Consider the following 15,315-nt stretch of genomic DNA (forward strand, 5'->3'; position numbering starts at 1 on the left):
GCTAAAAATCAAGACTTCTTATTATTGCCTCTTTATCGCTGCTACTGTAGCCTGTAAAATGCCCATAGATTTTCTCCAGCATTGTTAGACTACTATGCCCTAGTGCTTGACTTATGACGTATGGCTCTACCTTGTCATTTAGCAAAAGGCTAGCAAATGTATGGCGTAAACTATGAAGTCCTGTGTATTCCAAGCCTAGATTTTGACAATGTGCTTTAAATCTAATTCTCATTGTGCTATACATATTTTTAAAAATTCGCCCTTTGCATTGTCTAATTTTATACAAATACTCTCTTAAAACTGGCGTTATAAATACCGCTCGTGTCTTACCATTTTTTGGCGAGTTTATGGTTTTGCTTTTACAAGGTACCAAAGTCTTTGAGATTATGATATAATCATCTTTTATATCTTCCCAGTTTAGCGCAAGTATTTCATTTGCTCTTGCGCCTGTATAAATAGCGAAGTATAAAAATTTTTTAAGCTCAGGCTCGGCTTGTGAGATTAAAAACTGAGCCTGTTCTTTTGTGTATATACACCGATTTATCTTTTTTGTCGGCGTTATACGCACTTTAAAAACAGGATTGCTTTTAATAATTCCTAGACGAACCGCCTTATCAAAGCACCCTTTTAGTATCGCTTTTATTACCTGCTGACTAGATGATGAGTAACCACACTTTGCAAGCGTCGCAAAAAACATATCAATGCAAGCAATATTATACTCCTTAATATTTTTATCGCCTAAATGCTCAAAGATAATCTTGCTAAATGAGTTATATGTATAATTAGTCCCCACTTTTAGACTTTTCCAATGCTCTTTATTAAGCTCTATTATCTCGCTAAGCGTGTAATCTCTCTTTAGCCCCCAAGTAGCCTCTATCTCATCGATTAAATCAGGCACTACATTCCGCATTGCGTGATTTAAATTTGCCCTAGTGTAAGCTAGGTCAAGCCCACGCCGATACCTTTTGCCATTTACGCTAAAATCAGCATAAATCTTACCGTTTCTATTGTATAGTTTCACTCTTTGCTCCTTAAATTTAAAAGAGTGTCCCTATCCCAAAGGCGGATTTTACCATTTTTAAGCTTAAAATGCTTGCCCTCATAATACATTCCAGAGTACACACGTAGGTTTAAAGCGTTTTTTGATATGCCTAAAAGCCGCGCCGCTTCAGCAGATTTTAGCTCTTTTGGAATGGCTAGCCGCAGGTGGCTAGCTTCAACGGCATTTATTATCGCTGGCAAACTCTCGTCAATAGCTTGCCTTACAGTCTGTTTTATGACGCTTTCTATGGTGGTGTCTAAGCCTATTTGTGCCGTCTCATTCATTGTTTGTCCTTGATATTTCTAAATTTCTTACTATTTTTCACTGCAGCACAGATTAGATACTCTTTGCCGTCTAGCTCTAAAATAGCAACGTCTTTAAGCCATTTATCAAAATACACTCTAGCGTCGGTTAATACCAAAAGCTCACTTTTGCCGCTTCTAAAGACAAAATCGGTGCGAGTAGGGTCATTTTTATTACGCAAAGTATCGTAAAATCCATAAACTTCAGTCTCTTTGGCGTCATTTCGCTCCACTAGGGTAATATGCGAATAGCTAAAGCTGCCGTCCATTATAAAATCTAAAAATGTTGTTGTTTTCATAATCTCTCCTTTAAATTCACTCAATAAATCTGCTCATCAAGCATCTCAAATAAAACCCTTTGGCTAACTATCAAGCCAAATGCTGTGCTGTCTGTTTGTCCTTTGATTGTGTCGCTTGCATTAAAGCGAAATATCACGTCATCGCTAATCAGCGGCGTATCAAAGTGCAGGTAATAAGTCCTGCACCCATAGTTAAACATAATACATTCACTATCGCCTAAATTAACTATGCTTATACCATCTGTTAAAGCATACCCTCTAGTGTCAAAGGCTAAAATTTCAATGTCTTTTAGCTTAATACCATAGCCATTAATTAACTCATTTATGGTTAGGGTCATTTTAATCTCCTTTTTGTGTTTTTGCACTTATGTCAAGTTCGGCTAAAAAGACTTTTAGTAGCTCGTAGGCTATCTTTTGACTTCATCATCTCTCCTTTAAATTTAACCAACTCTTTTTATGTCTTTAAAAATCAGCTCTAAAACTTCAATCGCATACGTCCCCACTCTGCCATAACGTGGGTCGATGACTGCACCCATAGGCAAGCCCAGCTCATTGCTTAGCTTTTTAGCCTTTCTGCCTAGGGCTGATGAGTTGTAGCTTTTAGCTGGTATGCCCTTTAAATTTGCATAAGCGATAATAGTCATATACTGCTCGTTTGTCATTAGGCGGTTTATGTTGTGCTTTACTTTGGCTAGTTCTTTGTGGTCGTCTCTGCGCTCTTGTTCTATTTGGGCTATGCGCTGTTCTTGCTCTTTTAGTGCCAAAGCAGACTGGTAAAATAAATCTGTAGCTGAGCTTGGTTTGTTTGGCTGGATTATATAATCACTCGCCCAGTCTCTAAAGGCTATGGTTTGTGGCGTTTCACGCAGCTTAAAGCCTAGTGTTACGACGCCTTTTTTAGTCCAAAAGGTCATTTTTTGGGGCGTTTGAGCACCCCCGCTCAAATCCACCGGGGTGTCTGAAAGCCCACCTTTGCCGTCGTTATACATATTTTTATAATAAAAATGCACCCCTTCGACATACTCGGTAGCTCCTTTTGTCCTTTGTTGTCTTATGGCTTCTTGGCTTACTCCAAAACCCTGAGCCACCTGCCTGTCGCTTAAAGCCCAAGTCTTTTCATACTCTAGCACTTCAAGTTCAACATTGTTAAATTTAACTATTTGCATTATTTCTCCTTTAAATTTTAACTTGCTTTTTTAGCCTTAAAATGCTCTATTATCTTAGTGCTTAAGGCGACCTGCCCCTTGGCTGTAATGCGTGTGGTAAAACGCTCTTTTGCCCCTTTTGGGGTGATTATGACTTGTGGTATAACTTCAAAATAGCCATTATCTAGGTATTTTTGATAAGGCATTCTATCATTCATTAAATAGCCTTGTTGTTTTAGCCATTTAAAAATTCTATTACGCCCTACGCTGATATTTTCGCCATCGCACAAGGTTTTTACAAAATCTCCGATAAGTGCTGATGTGGCTGAGGCTTCGACAGCTTTAGCATAGATGACATAGCTTTGGTTTTCCTTTGCTTCTTGCTCGAGCTTTTTGCTCTTGGCTCGCTCGCTTTTTAGCTCGGTTAAAATTTTAATAAAGCTATCAGGGTCTGCTATGGCTTTGTCTATGACATCATCTTTTGCATATACGCCGTGCTTGCGGATACTTGGGATAACCTCGCCATTTACCCACATACGAAAAGGCTTTGCTTTTGGCTTGTCGCTTCTCATCATCACAAAATAAAGCTGGGGTTCGGTTATGAATATCGCTTTTTGCTCCCTGCCTAGGCTATCTGTGATGGGGTAGATTAAATCTAGGTCATCTCCAAACTCCACTTCCACCGCCTTTTTGACATCTGTTGGGTTTTGAATTTCTAACACCTTGCAAATATCAGCTAGACAAAAAAGTGGCTCGCCGTCTTGCGTAATTGCACGCACTTCAAAGTTTTGGTTTTTAAAAATTTGTAACTGGTTCATTATTGCTCCTTTATTTGATTTAAAATTCTTAAAATTTGGGTGTGTTTGGCTTTGGTAGCAGATACATAATTATCCGCAAAGACAAACAAATCAAACGCCATATCAAGCACATCATAGCGCGGGTCTGTGTCATCTTTACGGCTAATGTATTGCTCTAGCAACTTAAAAAAACGCTTTTCTTGCTCCGAGGTGGCTAGTGCCTTAAGGTCGTGGCGGTTCATTTATCAGCCTTAAATTTAAAAACATAAAGTGTTAAAAGTGCCACTGACACGACAAGCAAAATATTGACTAGCTCCATTTTGTTCTCCTTATGGTATAATGGCTCTTTAGGAGTTAAGGGGCTGGCTTACGCCAACCCTTTGATTGTTAATACTGCTATCGCGATTTGGAGTATTAACAAGATGATTTCAAGGATTTGCTTTGTCCTTTCCATCACTACTCCTTTAAAAGAGTTTGTCAAAACGGGTTTTTAATCCGTTTTGATGACATAATTATAGCTTAATAATCTGTTTTTGTCAATAGTTTGCGGTGTAATAATCTATTTTTCGTGTATAAAAGTAGGTTTTTAACCAGCCAAAAAATAGGCTGGTTAGTTTAATTTAGGGCTTTTTTCAAGATTGCCTTTAGTGCTTCGTAGTCTGCTACTTGCTCTTTTAGGTTTTCAATCTCTCTTAAAAGCTCAATGGCTTTGGCTGTTTGCTCGCTAATATTATCTTTTTTGACTGCATTTTGCAAACCGCCCTCTGTCATCCCTATCTTTTCTGCCAACTCTTTGTAGGTTAAATTTCTTTGCTTGCAAAATGCTTTTAATTCATCTGCGGTCATTCTCTCTCCTTATCAAAATTAAATCTTAGTTGATGATTTTTTGAATATGATTTATCAAAAAGATATAAAAAATCGTCCCAGTTATCAGATACTTTCATAAGCGTTATTACGGCTATTAGGTGCTTATCTAGGTGTGGTATGCCGGTATCAAGGGTTAAACTTTGATGATATTTGACTAGATTGTTACCAGCTTCACTTTTTGGGGTTTTATTTCTAAGTTCATCCAAAACACCATTTGGCAATTGCCGATAAATTAGCTCGTTTGTTATCTTGCCTACAACTTGAGGCATTTTGTGATTTGCTTTAAAGCTCCCCCAGCCTTTAAGCCTAAATATCTGTTGGTAAAACTCATCTGGAAAGCGTTTTGTCCATTCTAAAAATTCAGACGATATGTATTTTGCTAATATTTTTTGTAGCTCGTCTTGCTCTCTTTGGTTTTGGTATCCTGTGATTTCATCAATTAGCGCAACAATGCCTACTTTTGCAAATGCTGACATTATATGCAATAAGCGTTTTGCTATGGCTTTTTGACTTTCGTTTAGTATGCCTTTACTGTCAGCCATAACATAAGCCTTACATACATCTACAAATAACTCAGCTTCAAACGGAATAAACCTTGGTCCGCTAACTCCTGAGATTTTTTCCAAAGACTTTGTATCTGCCCCTAAAATCCATATTTTTAACTGGTCCGATAAAAAAGGCTGTATCCAAGACGCCTTTAGGTTTCTAAGCAGTGCCCCACTGCCACCACCCCTTAAGTCCATAGCTCTAGCTGTCCCACGCAAAGATAAAAGGCGGCGACTATCACTTGTAACATAGCATTCGATTGATATTTCGTCTGTTATTTTCCAATCGCCTTTGTGGGTTATTTTTACAGGGGATATTTGAGTTGACTCTGTTTGATTAAGTGCCTTTAATTCTTCGCTGGTCATTTATGCTCCTTATAAATTTAATAGCCTAGATTTTACCCAAAACAGAGTTAAATCAAAATATTTTATTAATGCCTGCACATACAATCTTTTAGCGGCACATCACTAAAAGCTAGCTCGCCTTGTCGGCTTGCTTTTTTAAACTCAGCTTCAATCTCCGCCACTCTTGCCCTACCAGTAAAAAAGCTAGCATTTAGCACCGCTTCGCCACTCTCTTGCAAGGCTTCAAGCTCGCCCTGCATAGCCTTTAATTGCTTAGCGCACCATTTATCAAATCTCGAAATGTCATAACTTCTCCTTGCTCACGCACCAGTTTGCGCTTCGTTTTTAGCTTTTTGTAGCTTTTTTAGTAGCATTTGGCGAGCTACATCATACGGCACTTCTGCAATTTCTCGCACTTTAAAGTACCCCAAAAAATCAGCCAAAACTGTACCTGAGGCTTCTATTAGCTGAGTTAAGTCGCCTACCTGCTCTGGGCTAAGCCTTTCTTTTTGGGCTGCTTTTGTGCTTGATTTTTGCTCTTGCTCGCTATCGGCGTCCTTTTCATCATCGATGGCAAACAGTCCATTTAAAGCATATTTCCTAGCGTAACTACTAGCTGCACCTGTGATTTGACTCTCGTCCATTCCCTTTTTGTTTAGCGGCTCTCTAGCGTACGCAGTGGTGCTTATTTCGCCCTTTTCGCCTCTTATGGTGGCTGTAGCTTTTATGTAGTAGCGCTCATTTACTAAGACTATCTTATCGGTTAGAGTTATAACTACGTTGTGCTTAGCTAGCAGGGGTTTAAGGGCTTCTAGGATGTCCTCGCAGTTGCGGTATGCATAGTTGCCAAATTTATTAAACTGACTTTTTGGAGCTTTTAGCTCGGTTTGAATTTTGCTTAGTATTTCGTGCATTTTACCTCCTTAAAATGGCACTACTTCATCATCGTAGTATTTATTACTGTTTTGGTTTGGCTGATTTTGGATGTATGAGTTGTTTGGCTGTTTTTGTTGTGGCTCGCCTAACATTTCAAGGCTTTCAACTACCACTTTATGACGGCTTCTGTTGTTTCCGTTATTATCCTGCCACTGCTCAAAAACGAGCCTGCCCTCTATTAAAAGCTTGCTGCCTTTACTTAGATACTGATTTGCCGTCTCAGCCTGTTTGCTAAAAAACACAATATCAACAAAGCAGGTCTCCTCCCTACGCTCACCGTTTACGCTAAATTTGCGTGTTACGGCTATTGCGCTATTGCCTATGGCTGAGCCTCCAGTACTGTAGCGTAGCTCTACATCACGAGTTAGATTACCCACTAAAACTATTTTATTAAACACTTTCTATCTCCTTATAAAACTCATCTAAAAAATCCTGTAATAAACCATTTTCCGCTAGCACCGTCTGTATAAATGCGATATGACTTAGCATGTCAAATACGCTTAGCCTTGTGTAGCTTATGGGTACTCCTAGCTCATTGCGTGGATAGTCAAAGTCTAGGTATTTAAGCAGCTGCTTTAGTGCGTCAAAGCTAAGATAAAATGGGCGTATCCCCACACGCAGTCCCTCAATCTTTAAATAGCGCAGACTATGCACGTATGAAAGCACCACGCCGTGCATAAAGCGGTTAAATTCGTTTGAGATTTGCATATTTAATTCACTCTCACACTCCAGCTAATGCTTGCTGGTTTAGCATAAGCCTCATCAGGTATTAGCCCCTTAGCCTTGCAGTAGCTAGCATAGTCAAAGCTGGCTTTGCGCTGGGTTTTGTATATGGTAAGTGAGTAGGCTTTTATCTCCTTGCCGTCTGCTTTTTCTATGGCTCGCTCTTTTAGCTCATCAGCTCTAGCTTGCAGGGCTTTTATCTGCTTGTTTATTGCGCTAAGCTCATCACTTAGGCTAGCCCACTCATCATCTAGCTTACTATCCTTATAAGTGGCTTCAAATTCATTCCATGCTTTTATTAGACGCTTTATCGCCTCGTCATCTCGTTTTATGGGTAAAGTGATAATATCAAGCTCAAAGCTATCGTTTAAGCGCCCCACGCAAAATATGCAGTTTTTAATATTGCAGGCGTAAAACTGGTGCTGGATTTGCCAAAAGTATTTCTCACTTGGCGCTCCTGTTTGCTTTACATACTCATACTCATCAGAGCTAAACTTAATCTCGCAAAACGTATCAGCCCCTGCGTCATATCCATCAAGGCTAGCACAAAAGCGCCCATCATCATCGCTTTGAAATACCGCAGGCTTTAGATTTAAACTCATCGTATCATTTAAATGCTCTCGCAATCTAGGCTCATACTCATGCCCCAGCCGCATGGCTTCGTTTACGTACGTGTTTGATTTAGCATTGCCGTATTTTTGCGCTGCTAGCTCATATGGCTTAATAAAGCCTACTCCCATAACAGCCCCAGCCTCGCTTGCGTTAAATTTATCACGGCGAAACAGAAGCCACTCAGGGCTATTTTGTGTAAGGTTAACAATCATCTCTGCCCTCGCTCCATTTTTCACACTCCCCAGTTTTTAAATTTATTACCACAGTTTCGCCATTTTTTACGCTCTCTAGCAGGGCTTTTTCAGCTTCGCTTATGGTGCGGCGTTCTTTATTTCGCTCTCGCTCGTGCCGTAGCTGGGTCTGTAAAATTGCGATTGAGTTTTGTGCGCGGCTAAGCTCCTTTTTTAGGGCGAAATTACTGCTATTTGCATTTTCAAGGGCAGTGCGTAGGCTTAAGTTTCGCTCTTTTAGCGTGGTTAGCTTTACATTTAGCTCATCATCAAAATCTGTGATTATTATTGTTTTCATATGTTTTCCTTTATGTGATATAATTTTTTCAAATTTAACCCAAGGGGCAACTTGTGAGCTTTGAAAGTGTTTTTAGCTTTTTAGATTTCGTGTTGGAAAATAAGTTGTGGGCGTTTGCCTGCTTTGGTGTGGGCTTTTTACTCGGATATGGCATAAGCTACGCTAAGACCTTTATCGATACAAAAATAGCAAGGCTTGAAGCTACGCAGGCTAAAAATGAGCTAAAAGCCCTGCAAAGGGAGCTAGAAAGCACCAAGGCTGAGCTTAAAGTAGCTAATGAAAAATACGAGCAAAAGCAGTCTGAGCTAAGTGATTTCGTGCATAGGCACAATGCAGAAATCACAAAAGCAAACAACATAATTGCACGCCTAACGCCCCAACGCACACCACCACCCCACCAAAGCAGGCGAAGCGATAGCGAGTATATGCACGAGCATTTTGGCTATTAAGTCACTCACGATTAGCGTGTCTTTTACCACGCCACTTACCGACTGCTCGACCAATCAGCCAGCCAAAAACAAAGGTCAATAGGGTAAAAAGTAGTGCTGTTTCTGCTTCGGTCATCATTACTCCTTAAATTCTCGTAATATCCACGCCATAAGCTTCACGCCACGCCTGCTTGTGATAGGCTTTGACTTCGCCATAGTTTTCATCATCGACATTCTTTCGCTCAAGCCCTAGAGCTTCACTTACTCCCTTTAGCAGACGCCACGAGTAGTCTTTTTCGTGCTTGCCTGTAGCTTTGGCTACCTTTTTAATGCTCGCATAATCCTTACTTAAATCAAGCTTGATTTTAAGCCGCTCAACTTCTCGTGTGGCACTGCTAGCCGTTGCCATTGCAGTAGCCTCCCTTTTTGAGCCTATCCACGCTTTTGCGGCTAGGGCTTCATCACGTTGTTGCTCTAGTGCCTTGCTCTTTTCTTGCTCGATTTTTAAATTTGTAGCTAGTTCGATAACTAGGTCTGGGTTTTTTGCTAGGTCTTTAATGCTAAGCTTTGGCTGGATTATATAATCGCTCGCCCAGTCTCTAAAGGCTATGGTTTGTGGTGTCTCACGCAGCTTAAAGCCTAGTGTTACGACACCTTTTTTAGTCCAAAAGGTTCTATCTGCACCACCGTGACAATTTGTCACAGTGTAAAAATGCACGTTTTCTAGGTATTCGCCACGACTTTTTTGCTGGCGTATCGTGGCTTCATCTACCCCAAAGCCTTCAGCCACTTGCTTATTTGATAAGCTCCAACTATCTTTAAACTCAAGTATCTCAAGCTCAACATTGTTAAATTTAACTAGGTTCATACTTTATCCTTTCGTTTTTATTGTTTCTATTGTAGTTATTAATCTTTTATTTTCGGCATAGACCTCTGCAAAGGCGGAAAAGGTCTCAAATGCAACCTGCCGCCAATCTGGCTCTTTGCCTTTTTTGCCAAAAAACCCCACAGCAATTTCCTCAAATTTTTGCCGTAATGTCTGTTCTAGTTCGTTCATAATTTATCCTTTAAATTTAATTTTCACCTTGGCTTAGCTTTTGAATAAACTCAGGCTTACCATAAAAAGCAAACTCGCCCATTAGCTTGCTCGCTTCGCCTTGCTTGTGTAAAAACTCACTTAGCTTTGCAAGGCGTTCTTTTAGCTCACGATTTGCAGCTCTTAGATTGTCTCGCTCGGCTCTTGTGTGTTTAAGCAGGCTATCATTTTCACCTATTTGCCACAGGATTTTAGCTCGCCTAAGCTCAGCTAGCTCTTTTTTAAGCTGGGTCAGCTCATCACTTGGCGTCCTAGCTTCGATGACTTCGACTTCTAGGGCTTGGCACCTAGCTTGCAGGGCGTAGTTTCTAGCTTGCTCTGCGTCAAGCTGTAGTGCTAGGTTGTTTATTTTGGTGTTATGCTGGACGATTTGAGAGCGGTAGCCGTTTATGCGGTATTTCTCCTGCTTGGCTTGCTTTTTAATAAATGTTTGGCAGTCGGCGATTTGATTTACCAGTTGTAAATTTTTTTCTCTTGCGTGTCTTGCATTTTCAAGTTCTGCGTTAATTGATTTTTCCAGCTCACGCTCTGCCCAAAGTCTAAAGTTTTTAGCTTGTGGGCTTCTGATAAACATACCGAGCTTTATTATGCCACGAAGTGTCCATTTTATAACTGGGCGGTTTTTTGCGTTTAGCTCTGTAACAAAATGGATAGGCTCTACAATCTCGTCGGAATGTCTATTTTTTGTTTTGTTTATTGAATTTTTATCACTTCCGTATTGCTCTGCGACAAAATCTACACTAAACAAAGGTGCTATAACTGGTGATACTTGAGAAAATAAATCCTGCATTTTTTATTCCTTTTAAGAATTATTTTTGCAGAATTATACACTTTTAGAGAATATATGTCAAGTATTTTATTGCTTTTAGAGAATATTTTTAATTTTTGTATATTCTTTTGGGGTATTTTAATAAGGACAAATTGTCCCTATTAACTTCTAGCTTTATCAATTAAAGCGAAGGCTTGGTTAAATTTATCTAGCCTATCCTTTATTTGCTTGTGTTCTATCAAAAGCTTTATAAATTTGATAGCCCATTCAGGTGGGTTGCCGTCTTTCATTGCCCATTTTGCAGGCATTCCACTACTAACCCCCATTCTCTCCGCTAGCTCCTTTTGCGTAATACCTAGCTCAGCGCATACTTCTTTTACTATGTTATTACTCCCCTTTGTCTCTTTCTCCATTGCTATCCTTTCTTTGGGTTGTATTTTTCTGGTCTGCCACACTCATCAAGCAAAGCCTGTTTTAGGTGTGATTTTTTAATCTCCCTGTGAGATGTGGCGTTTTGTATTAGCTCTGTGGCGTATTTATGCCTATTTGGTGGTGTTAGTAATATAAGCGGCTTTTGCGGAGCTAGGCGTTTTAGCATCTTAATAGTGCTGACTAGGTCTGTGTCGGCTGTTATTAAAAATGCTTTGTCAAAGCGGTCTGTTAGGGCGTGTTTGATTAAATTTATTGCGATATTGATGTCGCTTTGCTTTTCTTCGTGGGTTTGGTAGCTTTGCTTGCATATCTTGCATTTTGCAATTTTCTTTTTAAATTTGCCAAAAATAGGTGTAACCCCTGCTTTTTGCAGTGCTTTGGTGTAGGCTTGGTGTCTTGATAGCTTTTCTTGAATATGTGTAGGGCTAGCGGTAAAATAAAAAACCTGCACCAGCTCGTCGCCGTCTTTTAAAAAACGCTCGCAAAGCTTGCGTAAGTCTAGCCATTTTAGGCTATCGTCTTTTAAATCATCAATAGAGTGGTAGAGATTGTATCCGTCAATGTAGGCTATAACTCGCATAAGTCCAAGCCTCCATTAAAAAGAGGCTCGGTTAATAGCCGTAGCTATTAAGTTGTGTGGGGGAATTTTAACAATACTACACTTAAAATAACTTTTATTCATTTACTTTCGCCTCTGTTTTTTAAAGCTATTATATCAAAAACACGTTAAAAGCACTTTTGCAAGCTCTTTTAAATTTATTTTTCGTATTTTTAGGAAAAATAGGACGGATTTTAAATCCGCGTGCCTATTCTTTGGCTTCTCTAATAAACATAAACATAATGTATTGATTTAAACTTACGCCTGCTTCCTTCGCCTTAGCTTCTAGCTTTTCTTTGAGCTCTTGTGGTATTTTTATTTGTAGATTGTAGCTTGTATTTGTCTCTTTCTCCATTTTAACTCCTTTAAAATTTAAAGCTCTGAATGTAGGTGCTAATGAGTGCTTGTGTGGCGTTAGCCAGCAGGCTTTTAGCTCCGCTTTGGGCAGCTTGTTTTAGCAACTCGCCATTACTCTTGTGCTTTTGGTCTATGCTGGGTGGCACAGACTTTAACACACCTAAGCCCTTTAAGGTTAGACGCACATCACTAAAGCTTCCTCCCACCAGCGGTGAAGCCTTGATAAAGTCATACTCGAGTAAAAAGTCAAGCACAGCACCCACAAAAGCCAACTCATCACTGCCTTTTGGCTGGGGGTTCTTGCTGGCTAGCTCATCAGCCATAGCTTGCGTATCAAGGTCTATCTCAAAAGGGAAGGCTTCGTAAAGCCTAGCCAGTATAACGCCTGCGTAATAGTCAAATTTTTCTATGTTGCTCTGGCTCATTTATGCTCCTTTAAACTATTTCTATTATTATACAAAAAGCCCCTTTAAGGTAAAATGTTTTGCCGACAAATACGCCATTAAAGGAGACAGAATGGATAACGAGAGTGTTGTAATTTTAGAAAAAATCTTAAAAGAGCTTCGGCAGGTAAGTGCAGTCATTACTGCTTTTGCGGAAACTACTTTAAGTGATGAAGAGTTTAACGAGTTTGAGCGTAGGTATCATAATACGCTAAGGCTCATTTCAGATGATGAGGACTGATAGTCGTTTTCTGTCCTAAGTTGCCTGTTTGGGCTGTTTTTTGGTGTTAGTGTGATTTGCACTGATACATCATAGCCTGTAAGGTCGGCTAGCAGGCTTCTCGCTACGTCGATAAGCTCTTTATCTGTTATGTCGTTTTCCTTGCAAAACGCCTTTAACTCTTCGCTGGTCATTTATGCTCCTTTAAATTTAGTTTGGTTATAATTGCTTTGTCTTGAAAAGAATTGTAAGCCTTTGGGGTTTAGACTTCTTTTCAACAAACAAAGGAAAAGATTAGTCCCCTACGCTTTGCGTGTGGCTCGGATACCCAGCCTCTGAGCTGGGATATTTTATTATATCTCTTACAAGCTTATCCGCAATAGTGTTAAAATCACTCTTTAATACAGAAATATCAGCAAATCCAATAACCCTACGAGTATCAAAAAGCCTTACCTGACTTAAAAGTGCGCTCTGTGCTTTGCCTTGTTTGTCGGTAAAGATGTGATATAAAAAGCCCTTTTTGTTTGTCTTTGAGCTTAGCGGTATGCCGATAAAGGCGTTGTTGTAAATCTTTGAAAGCACTAATACAGGTCGCCTAAAATCAGGCTTTTTACCATAGATTTCGCTACCTATATTTTTGCCTACTTTTACCCAATACACCCTGCCTAGCTTTACCATTTTTGGCTTATCTTTCTGAGTTTGCTTTTTAATCTCATTCCACTGGTTAAACTCGTTATTTTCGCTCATTTGTTTGCCTTAAATTCAATAAGGCAATATTTTACCCCAAAACGTGGTTAAACTAAAATATCCCACCCTAAAGCCGTCTAGGGTTAGAGCCAGCAAGGGACTGCCCCTTGCCTTTTCACCGTGGCTGCTGTCTTTTCGTTCTAAAGATAAATTTAATAGTAACTAGACGGCTTAAGGCTGAGTATATTTATTGTCCCTGCTAGCTGGCTTTACTAGCAGGCGACATTACATTTTTTTGGTCGGCGTGAAATAGCAGAAAATACGCCGTCAAGGTAAAAAACGCTAATTTAAAAACACCCTGCGTTAGGGGGTGCTGGTGCTGGCTAACAGACGCTAGGGCTAGCTTAAAGCTATTAAGTGCTTACGCACAGGCTTTCTAAACGTCGCCTTGGGTAGGCTTATGGAGTGTTAGCTCCCTTCCGATTAACCTGTATTTAACGTGCTGTCGGTCGACGCTCTGATACAATCTCGGCGATTTACACGATATGGGTTTCCCAAGCCCTTAAAAAGTGGCGGTAGTATTTTTCTGCGCTACGGCAGGACATCCGCCACTTGTTAAAGGTTTTGGGGCTTAGCTCTGTAAGCCCTCTAAAAAGGCTTTTGAAAGCTTTTTGAGTATTTGCTGTGCCTCGTCCTTGCTGTGGGTGTTTTCTCTGCACTCTAGCATTTTGCTGGCTAGGGCGTTTATATCTGCTTGGGTCATTTTGTCTCCTTTGGTTTTGGTTGAGGTAATTCTACAATATGTAGTATAAAATAAAACTTAAATATACTACATTTTTTAAAAAATATTGTAGTACATTTTCTGCTATAATTTCACTAATAAGTTATGAAAAGGATAAGATGAGCCAACTAGACAGAGCTAAGGAGTATTTGGGATTTTTAAAATTTTGGTTAGGAGTGGCAGTAGGCTCATTTGTAGCTTTGCTTGGGTGGCTAAGCAGTAGTTACAAAACAGCTGAACCTATTTTTATTGCCGCAGCTGGAGCTGGTATGGCTCTGCTTGGGCTTTGGGTTGTTTGGCTAAATAGACGAGTAAAAGCAAAATTAGACGAGATAGAAAAACTTTAGGAGATTATAATGACGTTTGGCGAAATAGTTATTTTACTAGGGCTTGTGGGGCTTATGTTTATTATTTATGACGGCATTAACGCCATAAAAGACAGCAAGACAAATTAACTTTAAGGGGAACAGACATGACAATAACTTTACAAGATAGCCCAGCGAATTTTGTAAATGAGCTTAAAGCGTGGCTAGCTAGTAAGGGACAAAGGGCGGAGATAATCGAACAAGACGCCAGCTATCCTGAGCTAGACGTGGCAATAGCAGAGCTTGAAAGCGGAGAGTGTGAGGTGTTTAGTGATTTTAATGAATTTAAAAGGTCTTTAGGGGCTTAGACTTGATTTATAAAATCAAATACTCAAAGAAATTTAAAACTTCATTTAAAAAGTTAAACATCAAATCACAAGAGCTGGTTTATGAAGTGATTTATAAGCTAGCAAACGACAAACCACTTGAAACAAAACACAAAGACCACGCATTAAGGGGCAAATATTCAGGCTTTAGAGACTGCCACGTCTTGCCTGATTTGGTGCTAATATACCGCAAAGATAAAGATGTACTAGAGCTTGCTTTAGCTAATGCGGGTAAGCATGCGGAAGTATTTAGATAGATTAGCCTAAACAACAAAGGCAGGGGGACTACAACCCCTTAATATACGCCTTTGTCCCTATGGCAATGAGTGCTGAACGCGAGATGCCTAAACTCGCTGCGGCTGCGTCAATTTCGTTTATCACGCTCTCTTTTAGGGTGATTGTTACGTTTTTGGCTTTGTCGCTCAGACTTTGCTCTAGTTTTGGCTCTGGGATATTCGTGCCATCCTCAAGCAAAGGCTCAATGGCAGCTTCAAATGCCAGCCTTAAATCATCTATGGCTTGGGCTGGAGTGTCGCCATCGCCCCAAAATGTGATTTTTGCTCTTAAAAAATCAGGCATAAATGCTGAGTATCCGCCCCCCTCGTCATCAGGTATCTTTTTAACTTCTATTGTATAAGGTAAATTTAAATAATAGCTTAAATCTTTTTTCAT

At 39.8% G+C, this 15,315-nt stretch carries 30 protein-coding genes and 1 pseudogene; 5 read left to right on the top strand and 26 right to left on the bottom strand.

The genetic code is table 11. From position 1 onward, the window contains the following. Position 1 precedes the first annotated feature (1 nt). The 15 genes and pseudogenes from LBC_RS03525 to LBC_RS03595 form a co-directional block, all read right to left on the bottom strand. A complete protein-coding gene (locus tag LBC_RS03525) occupies positions 2-1,021 on the bottom strand; it encodes a site-specific integrase (RefSeq protein WP_221254723.1) in 1,020 nt (339 codons plus the stop codon). Beyond that, on the bottom strand, positions 1,018-1,326 hold the full coding sequence (locus LBC_RS03530) for a hypothetical protein (protein ID WP_221254724.1): 309 nt from the start codon (positions 1,324-1,326) through the stop codon (positions 1,018-1,020). Before LBC_RS03530 ends, LBC_RS03525 begins: the two co-directional genes overlap by 4 nt. Continuing rightward, the gene (locus LBC_RS03535) at positions 1,323-1,643 is read right to left on the bottom strand and encodes a hypothetical protein (protein WP_221254725.1); all 321 of its coding nucleotides are present in this window, start codon (positions 1,641-1,643) and stop codon (positions 1,323-1,325) included. The genes LBC_RS03530 and LBC_RS03535 overlap by 4 nt, the downstream gene beginning before the upstream one ends. Positions 1,644-1,663: 20 nt before the next feature. Continuing rightward, on the bottom strand, positions 1,664-1,981 hold the full coding sequence (locus LBC_RS03540; RefSeq protein ID WP_221254726.1) for a hypothetical protein: 318 nt from the start codon (positions 1,979-1,981) through the stop codon (positions 1,664-1,666). A gap of 102 nt (positions 1,982-2,083) precedes the next feature. Then, entirely contained in the window at positions 2,084-2,809 is a 726-nt protein-coding gene (locus tag LBC_RS03545; protein ID WP_221254727.1) for a hypothetical protein, read from the bottom strand. Positions 2,810-2,826: 17 nt separating this feature from the next. After that, positions 2,827-3,606 (bottom strand): phage antirepressor, encoded by a 780-nt coding sequence (locus tag LBC_RS03550; protein ID WP_221254728.1) that lies wholly within the window; start codon positions 3,604-3,606, stop codon positions 2,827-2,829. Then, positions 3,606-3,827 carry a hypothetical protein gene (locus tag LBC_RS03555; protein WP_221254729.1) on the bottom strand — a complete coding sequence of 74 codons (222 nt, stop codon included), beginning with the start codon at positions 3,825-3,827 and terminating at the stop codon, positions 3,606-3,608. Before LBC_RS03555 ends, LBC_RS03550 begins: the two co-directional genes overlap by 1 nt. Before the next feature lie 373 nt (positions 3,828-4,200). Beyond that, positions 4,201-4,431 (bottom strand): helix-turn-helix transcriptional regulator, encoded by a 231-nt coding sequence (locus LBC_RS03560; RefSeq protein ID WP_221254730.1) that lies wholly within the window; start codon positions 4,429-4,431, stop codon positions 4,201-4,203. Continuing rightward, positions 4,428-5,363, bottom strand: a complete 936-nt coding sequence (locus LBC_RS03565; RefSeq protein ID WP_221254731.1) for a P63C domain-containing protein — start codon at positions 5,361-5,363, stop codon at positions 4,428-4,430. Before LBC_RS03565 ends, LBC_RS03560 begins: the two co-directional genes overlap by 4 nt. A gap of 65 nt (positions 5,364-5,428) precedes the next feature. Beyond that, a complete protein-coding gene (locus LBC_RS03570; protein ID WP_221254732.1) occupies positions 5,429-5,602 on the bottom strand; it encodes a hypothetical protein in 174 nt (57 codons plus the stop codon). 60 nt (positions 5,603-5,662) lie between these two features. Continuing rightward, the gene (locus LBC_RS03575; RefSeq protein ID WP_221254733.1) at positions 5,663-6,256 is read right to left on the bottom strand and encodes an ERF family protein; all 594 of its coding nucleotides are present in this window, start codon (positions 6,254-6,256) and stop codon (positions 5,663-5,665) included. 33 nt (positions 6,257-6,289) lie between these two features. Next, positions 6,290-6,676, bottom strand: a pseudogene (gene ssb, locus LBC_RS03580) (single-stranded DNA-binding protein); the annotation flags it as partial. Then, a complete protein-coding gene (locus tag LBC_RS03585; protein WP_221254735.1) occupies positions 6,669-6,986 on the bottom strand; it encodes a hypothetical protein in 318 nt (105 codons plus the stop codon). The pseudogene ssb and the gene LBC_RS03585, both read right to left, overlap by 8 nt. A gap of 2 nt (positions 6,987-6,988) precedes the next feature. Continuing rightward, positions 6,989-7,825, bottom strand: a complete 837-nt coding sequence (locus LBC_RS03590; protein WP_221254736.1) for a lambda-exonuclease family protein — start codon at positions 7,823-7,825, stop codon at positions 6,989-6,991. Then, positions 7,815-8,141, bottom strand: coding sequence for a hypothetical protein (locus LBC_RS03595; RefSeq protein ID WP_221254737.1), 327 nt, complete (start codon positions 8,139-8,141; stop codon positions 7,815-7,817). The genes LBC_RS03590 and LBC_RS03595 overlap by 11 nt, the downstream gene beginning before the upstream one ends. Positions 8,142-8,194: 53 nt before the next feature. Between LBC_RS03595 and LBC_RS03600 the strand changes: the two genes are divergently transcribed. Then, entirely contained in the window at positions 8,195-8,590 is a 396-nt protein-coding gene (locus LBC_RS03600; protein WP_221254738.1) for a hypothetical protein, read from the top strand. Positions 8,591-8,714: 124 nt separating this feature from the next. Here the strand turns inward: LBC_RS03600 and LBC_RS03605 are convergent, their stop codons facing one another. From LBC_RS03605 to LBC_RS03635, 7 genes are all read right to left on the bottom strand, one after another. Beyond that, on the bottom strand, positions 8,715-9,437 hold the full coding sequence (locus tag LBC_RS03605; protein WP_221254739.1) for a hypothetical protein: 723 nt from the start codon (positions 9,435-9,437) through the stop codon (positions 8,715-8,717). Positions 9,438-9,440: 3 nt separating this feature from the next. Next, positions 9,441-9,626, bottom strand: coding sequence for a hypothetical protein (locus LBC_RS03610; protein WP_221254740.1), 186 nt, complete (start codon positions 9,624-9,626; stop codon positions 9,441-9,443). A 16-nt stretch (positions 9,627-9,642) separates the two neighbouring features. Next, on the bottom strand, positions 9,643-10,455 hold the full coding sequence (locus tag LBC_RS03615) for a hypothetical protein (RefSeq protein ID WP_221254741.1): 813 nt from the start codon (positions 10,453-10,455) through the stop codon (positions 9,643-9,645). A 140-nt stretch (positions 10,456-10,595) separates the two neighbouring features. Beyond that, a complete protein-coding gene (locus LBC_RS03620) occupies positions 10,596-10,847 on the bottom strand; it encodes a DNA-binding transcriptional regulator (RefSeq protein WP_221254742.1) in 252 nt (83 codons plus the stop codon). 2 nt (positions 10,848-10,849) lie between these two features. Beyond that, on the bottom strand, positions 10,850-11,446 hold the full coding sequence (locus tag LBC_RS03625; RefSeq protein WP_221254743.1) for an NYN domain-containing protein: 597 nt from the start codon (positions 11,444-11,446) through the stop codon (positions 10,850-10,852). Between the two features lie 226 nt (positions 11,447-11,672). After that, on the bottom strand, positions 11,673-11,819 hold the full coding sequence (locus LBC_RS03630) for a YlcI/YnfO family protein (protein WP_221254744.1): 147 nt from the start codon (positions 11,817-11,819) through the stop codon (positions 11,673-11,675). A 10-nt stretch (positions 11,820-11,829) separates the two neighbouring features. Continuing rightward, the gene (locus tag LBC_RS03635) at positions 11,830-12,246 is read right to left on the bottom strand and encodes a hypothetical protein (protein ID WP_221254745.1); all 417 of its coding nucleotides are present in this window, start codon (positions 12,244-12,246) and stop codon (positions 11,830-11,832) included. Positions 12,247-12,337: 91 nt separating this feature from the next. Here LBC_RS03635 and LBC_RS03640 point away from each other — a divergent pair, with 91 nt between their 5' ends. After that, entirely contained in the window at positions 12,338-12,505 is a 168-nt protein-coding gene (locus tag LBC_RS03640; RefSeq protein WP_221254746.1) for a hypothetical protein, read from the top strand. Here LBC_RS03640 and LBC_RS03645 read toward each other — a convergent pair. The 3 genes from LBC_RS03645 to LBC_RS09005 all read right to left on the bottom strand — a co-directional run bounded on the left by LBC_RS03645 (position 12,466) and on the right by LBC_RS09005 (position 13,934). Next, positions 12,466-12,678: a hypothetical protein gene (locus LBC_RS03645; protein ID WP_221254747.1), complete on the bottom strand. Its 213-nt coding sequence runs from the start codon at positions 12,676-12,678 to the stop codon at positions 12,466-12,468. The genes LBC_RS03640 and LBC_RS03645 overlap by 40 nt on opposite strands. A 100-nt stretch (positions 12,679-12,778) precedes the next feature. Further along, positions 12,779-13,231, bottom strand: a complete 453-nt coding sequence (locus LBC_RS03650) for a type II toxin-antitoxin system PemK/MazF family toxin (RefSeq protein WP_221254748.1) — start codon at positions 13,229-13,231, stop codon at positions 12,779-12,781. A 571-nt stretch (positions 13,232-13,802) separates the two neighbouring features. Next, on the bottom strand, positions 13,803-13,934 hold the full coding sequence (locus tag LBC_RS09005) for a hypothetical protein (RefSeq protein ID WP_260173438.1): 132 nt from the start codon (positions 13,932-13,934) through the stop codon (positions 13,803-13,805). A 137-nt stretch (positions 13,935-14,071) separates the two neighbouring features. Here LBC_RS09005 and LBC_RS03655 point away from each other — a divergent pair, with 137 nt between their 5' ends. The 3 genes from LBC_RS03655 to LBC_RS03665 all read left to right on the top strand — a co-directional run bounded on the left by LBC_RS03655 (position 14,072) and on the right by LBC_RS03665 (position 14,900). Then, complete coding sequence (locus tag LBC_RS03655; RefSeq protein WP_221254749.1) at positions 14,072-14,299, top strand: hypothetical protein; 228 nt, start codon at positions 14,072-14,074, stop codon at positions 14,297-14,299. 125 nt (positions 14,300-14,424) lie between these two features. Continuing rightward, entirely contained in the window at positions 14,425-14,625 is a 201-nt protein-coding gene (locus LBC_RS03660) for a hypothetical protein (protein WP_221254750.1), read from the top strand. A 2-nt stretch (positions 14,626-14,627) separates the two neighbouring features. Then, on the top strand, positions 14,628-14,900 hold the full coding sequence (locus LBC_RS03665; RefSeq protein WP_221254751.1) for a type II toxin-antitoxin system YafQ family toxin: 273 nt from the start codon (positions 14,628-14,630) through the stop codon (positions 14,898-14,900). A gap of 28 nt (positions 14,901-14,928) precedes the next feature. Here the strand turns inward: LBC_RS03665 and LBC_RS03670 are convergent, their stop codons facing one another. Next, on the bottom strand, positions 14,929-15,315 hold the full coding sequence (locus LBC_RS03670; protein ID WP_221254752.1) for a type II toxin-antitoxin system HicB family antitoxin: 387 nt from the start codon (positions 15,313-15,315) through the stop codon (positions 14,929-14,931).

It is taken from the genome of Campylobacter sp. 19-13652 (assembly GCF_019702925.1).
GTDB lineage: Bacteria > Campylobacterota > Campylobacteria > Campylobacterales > Campylobacteraceae > Campylobacter_A.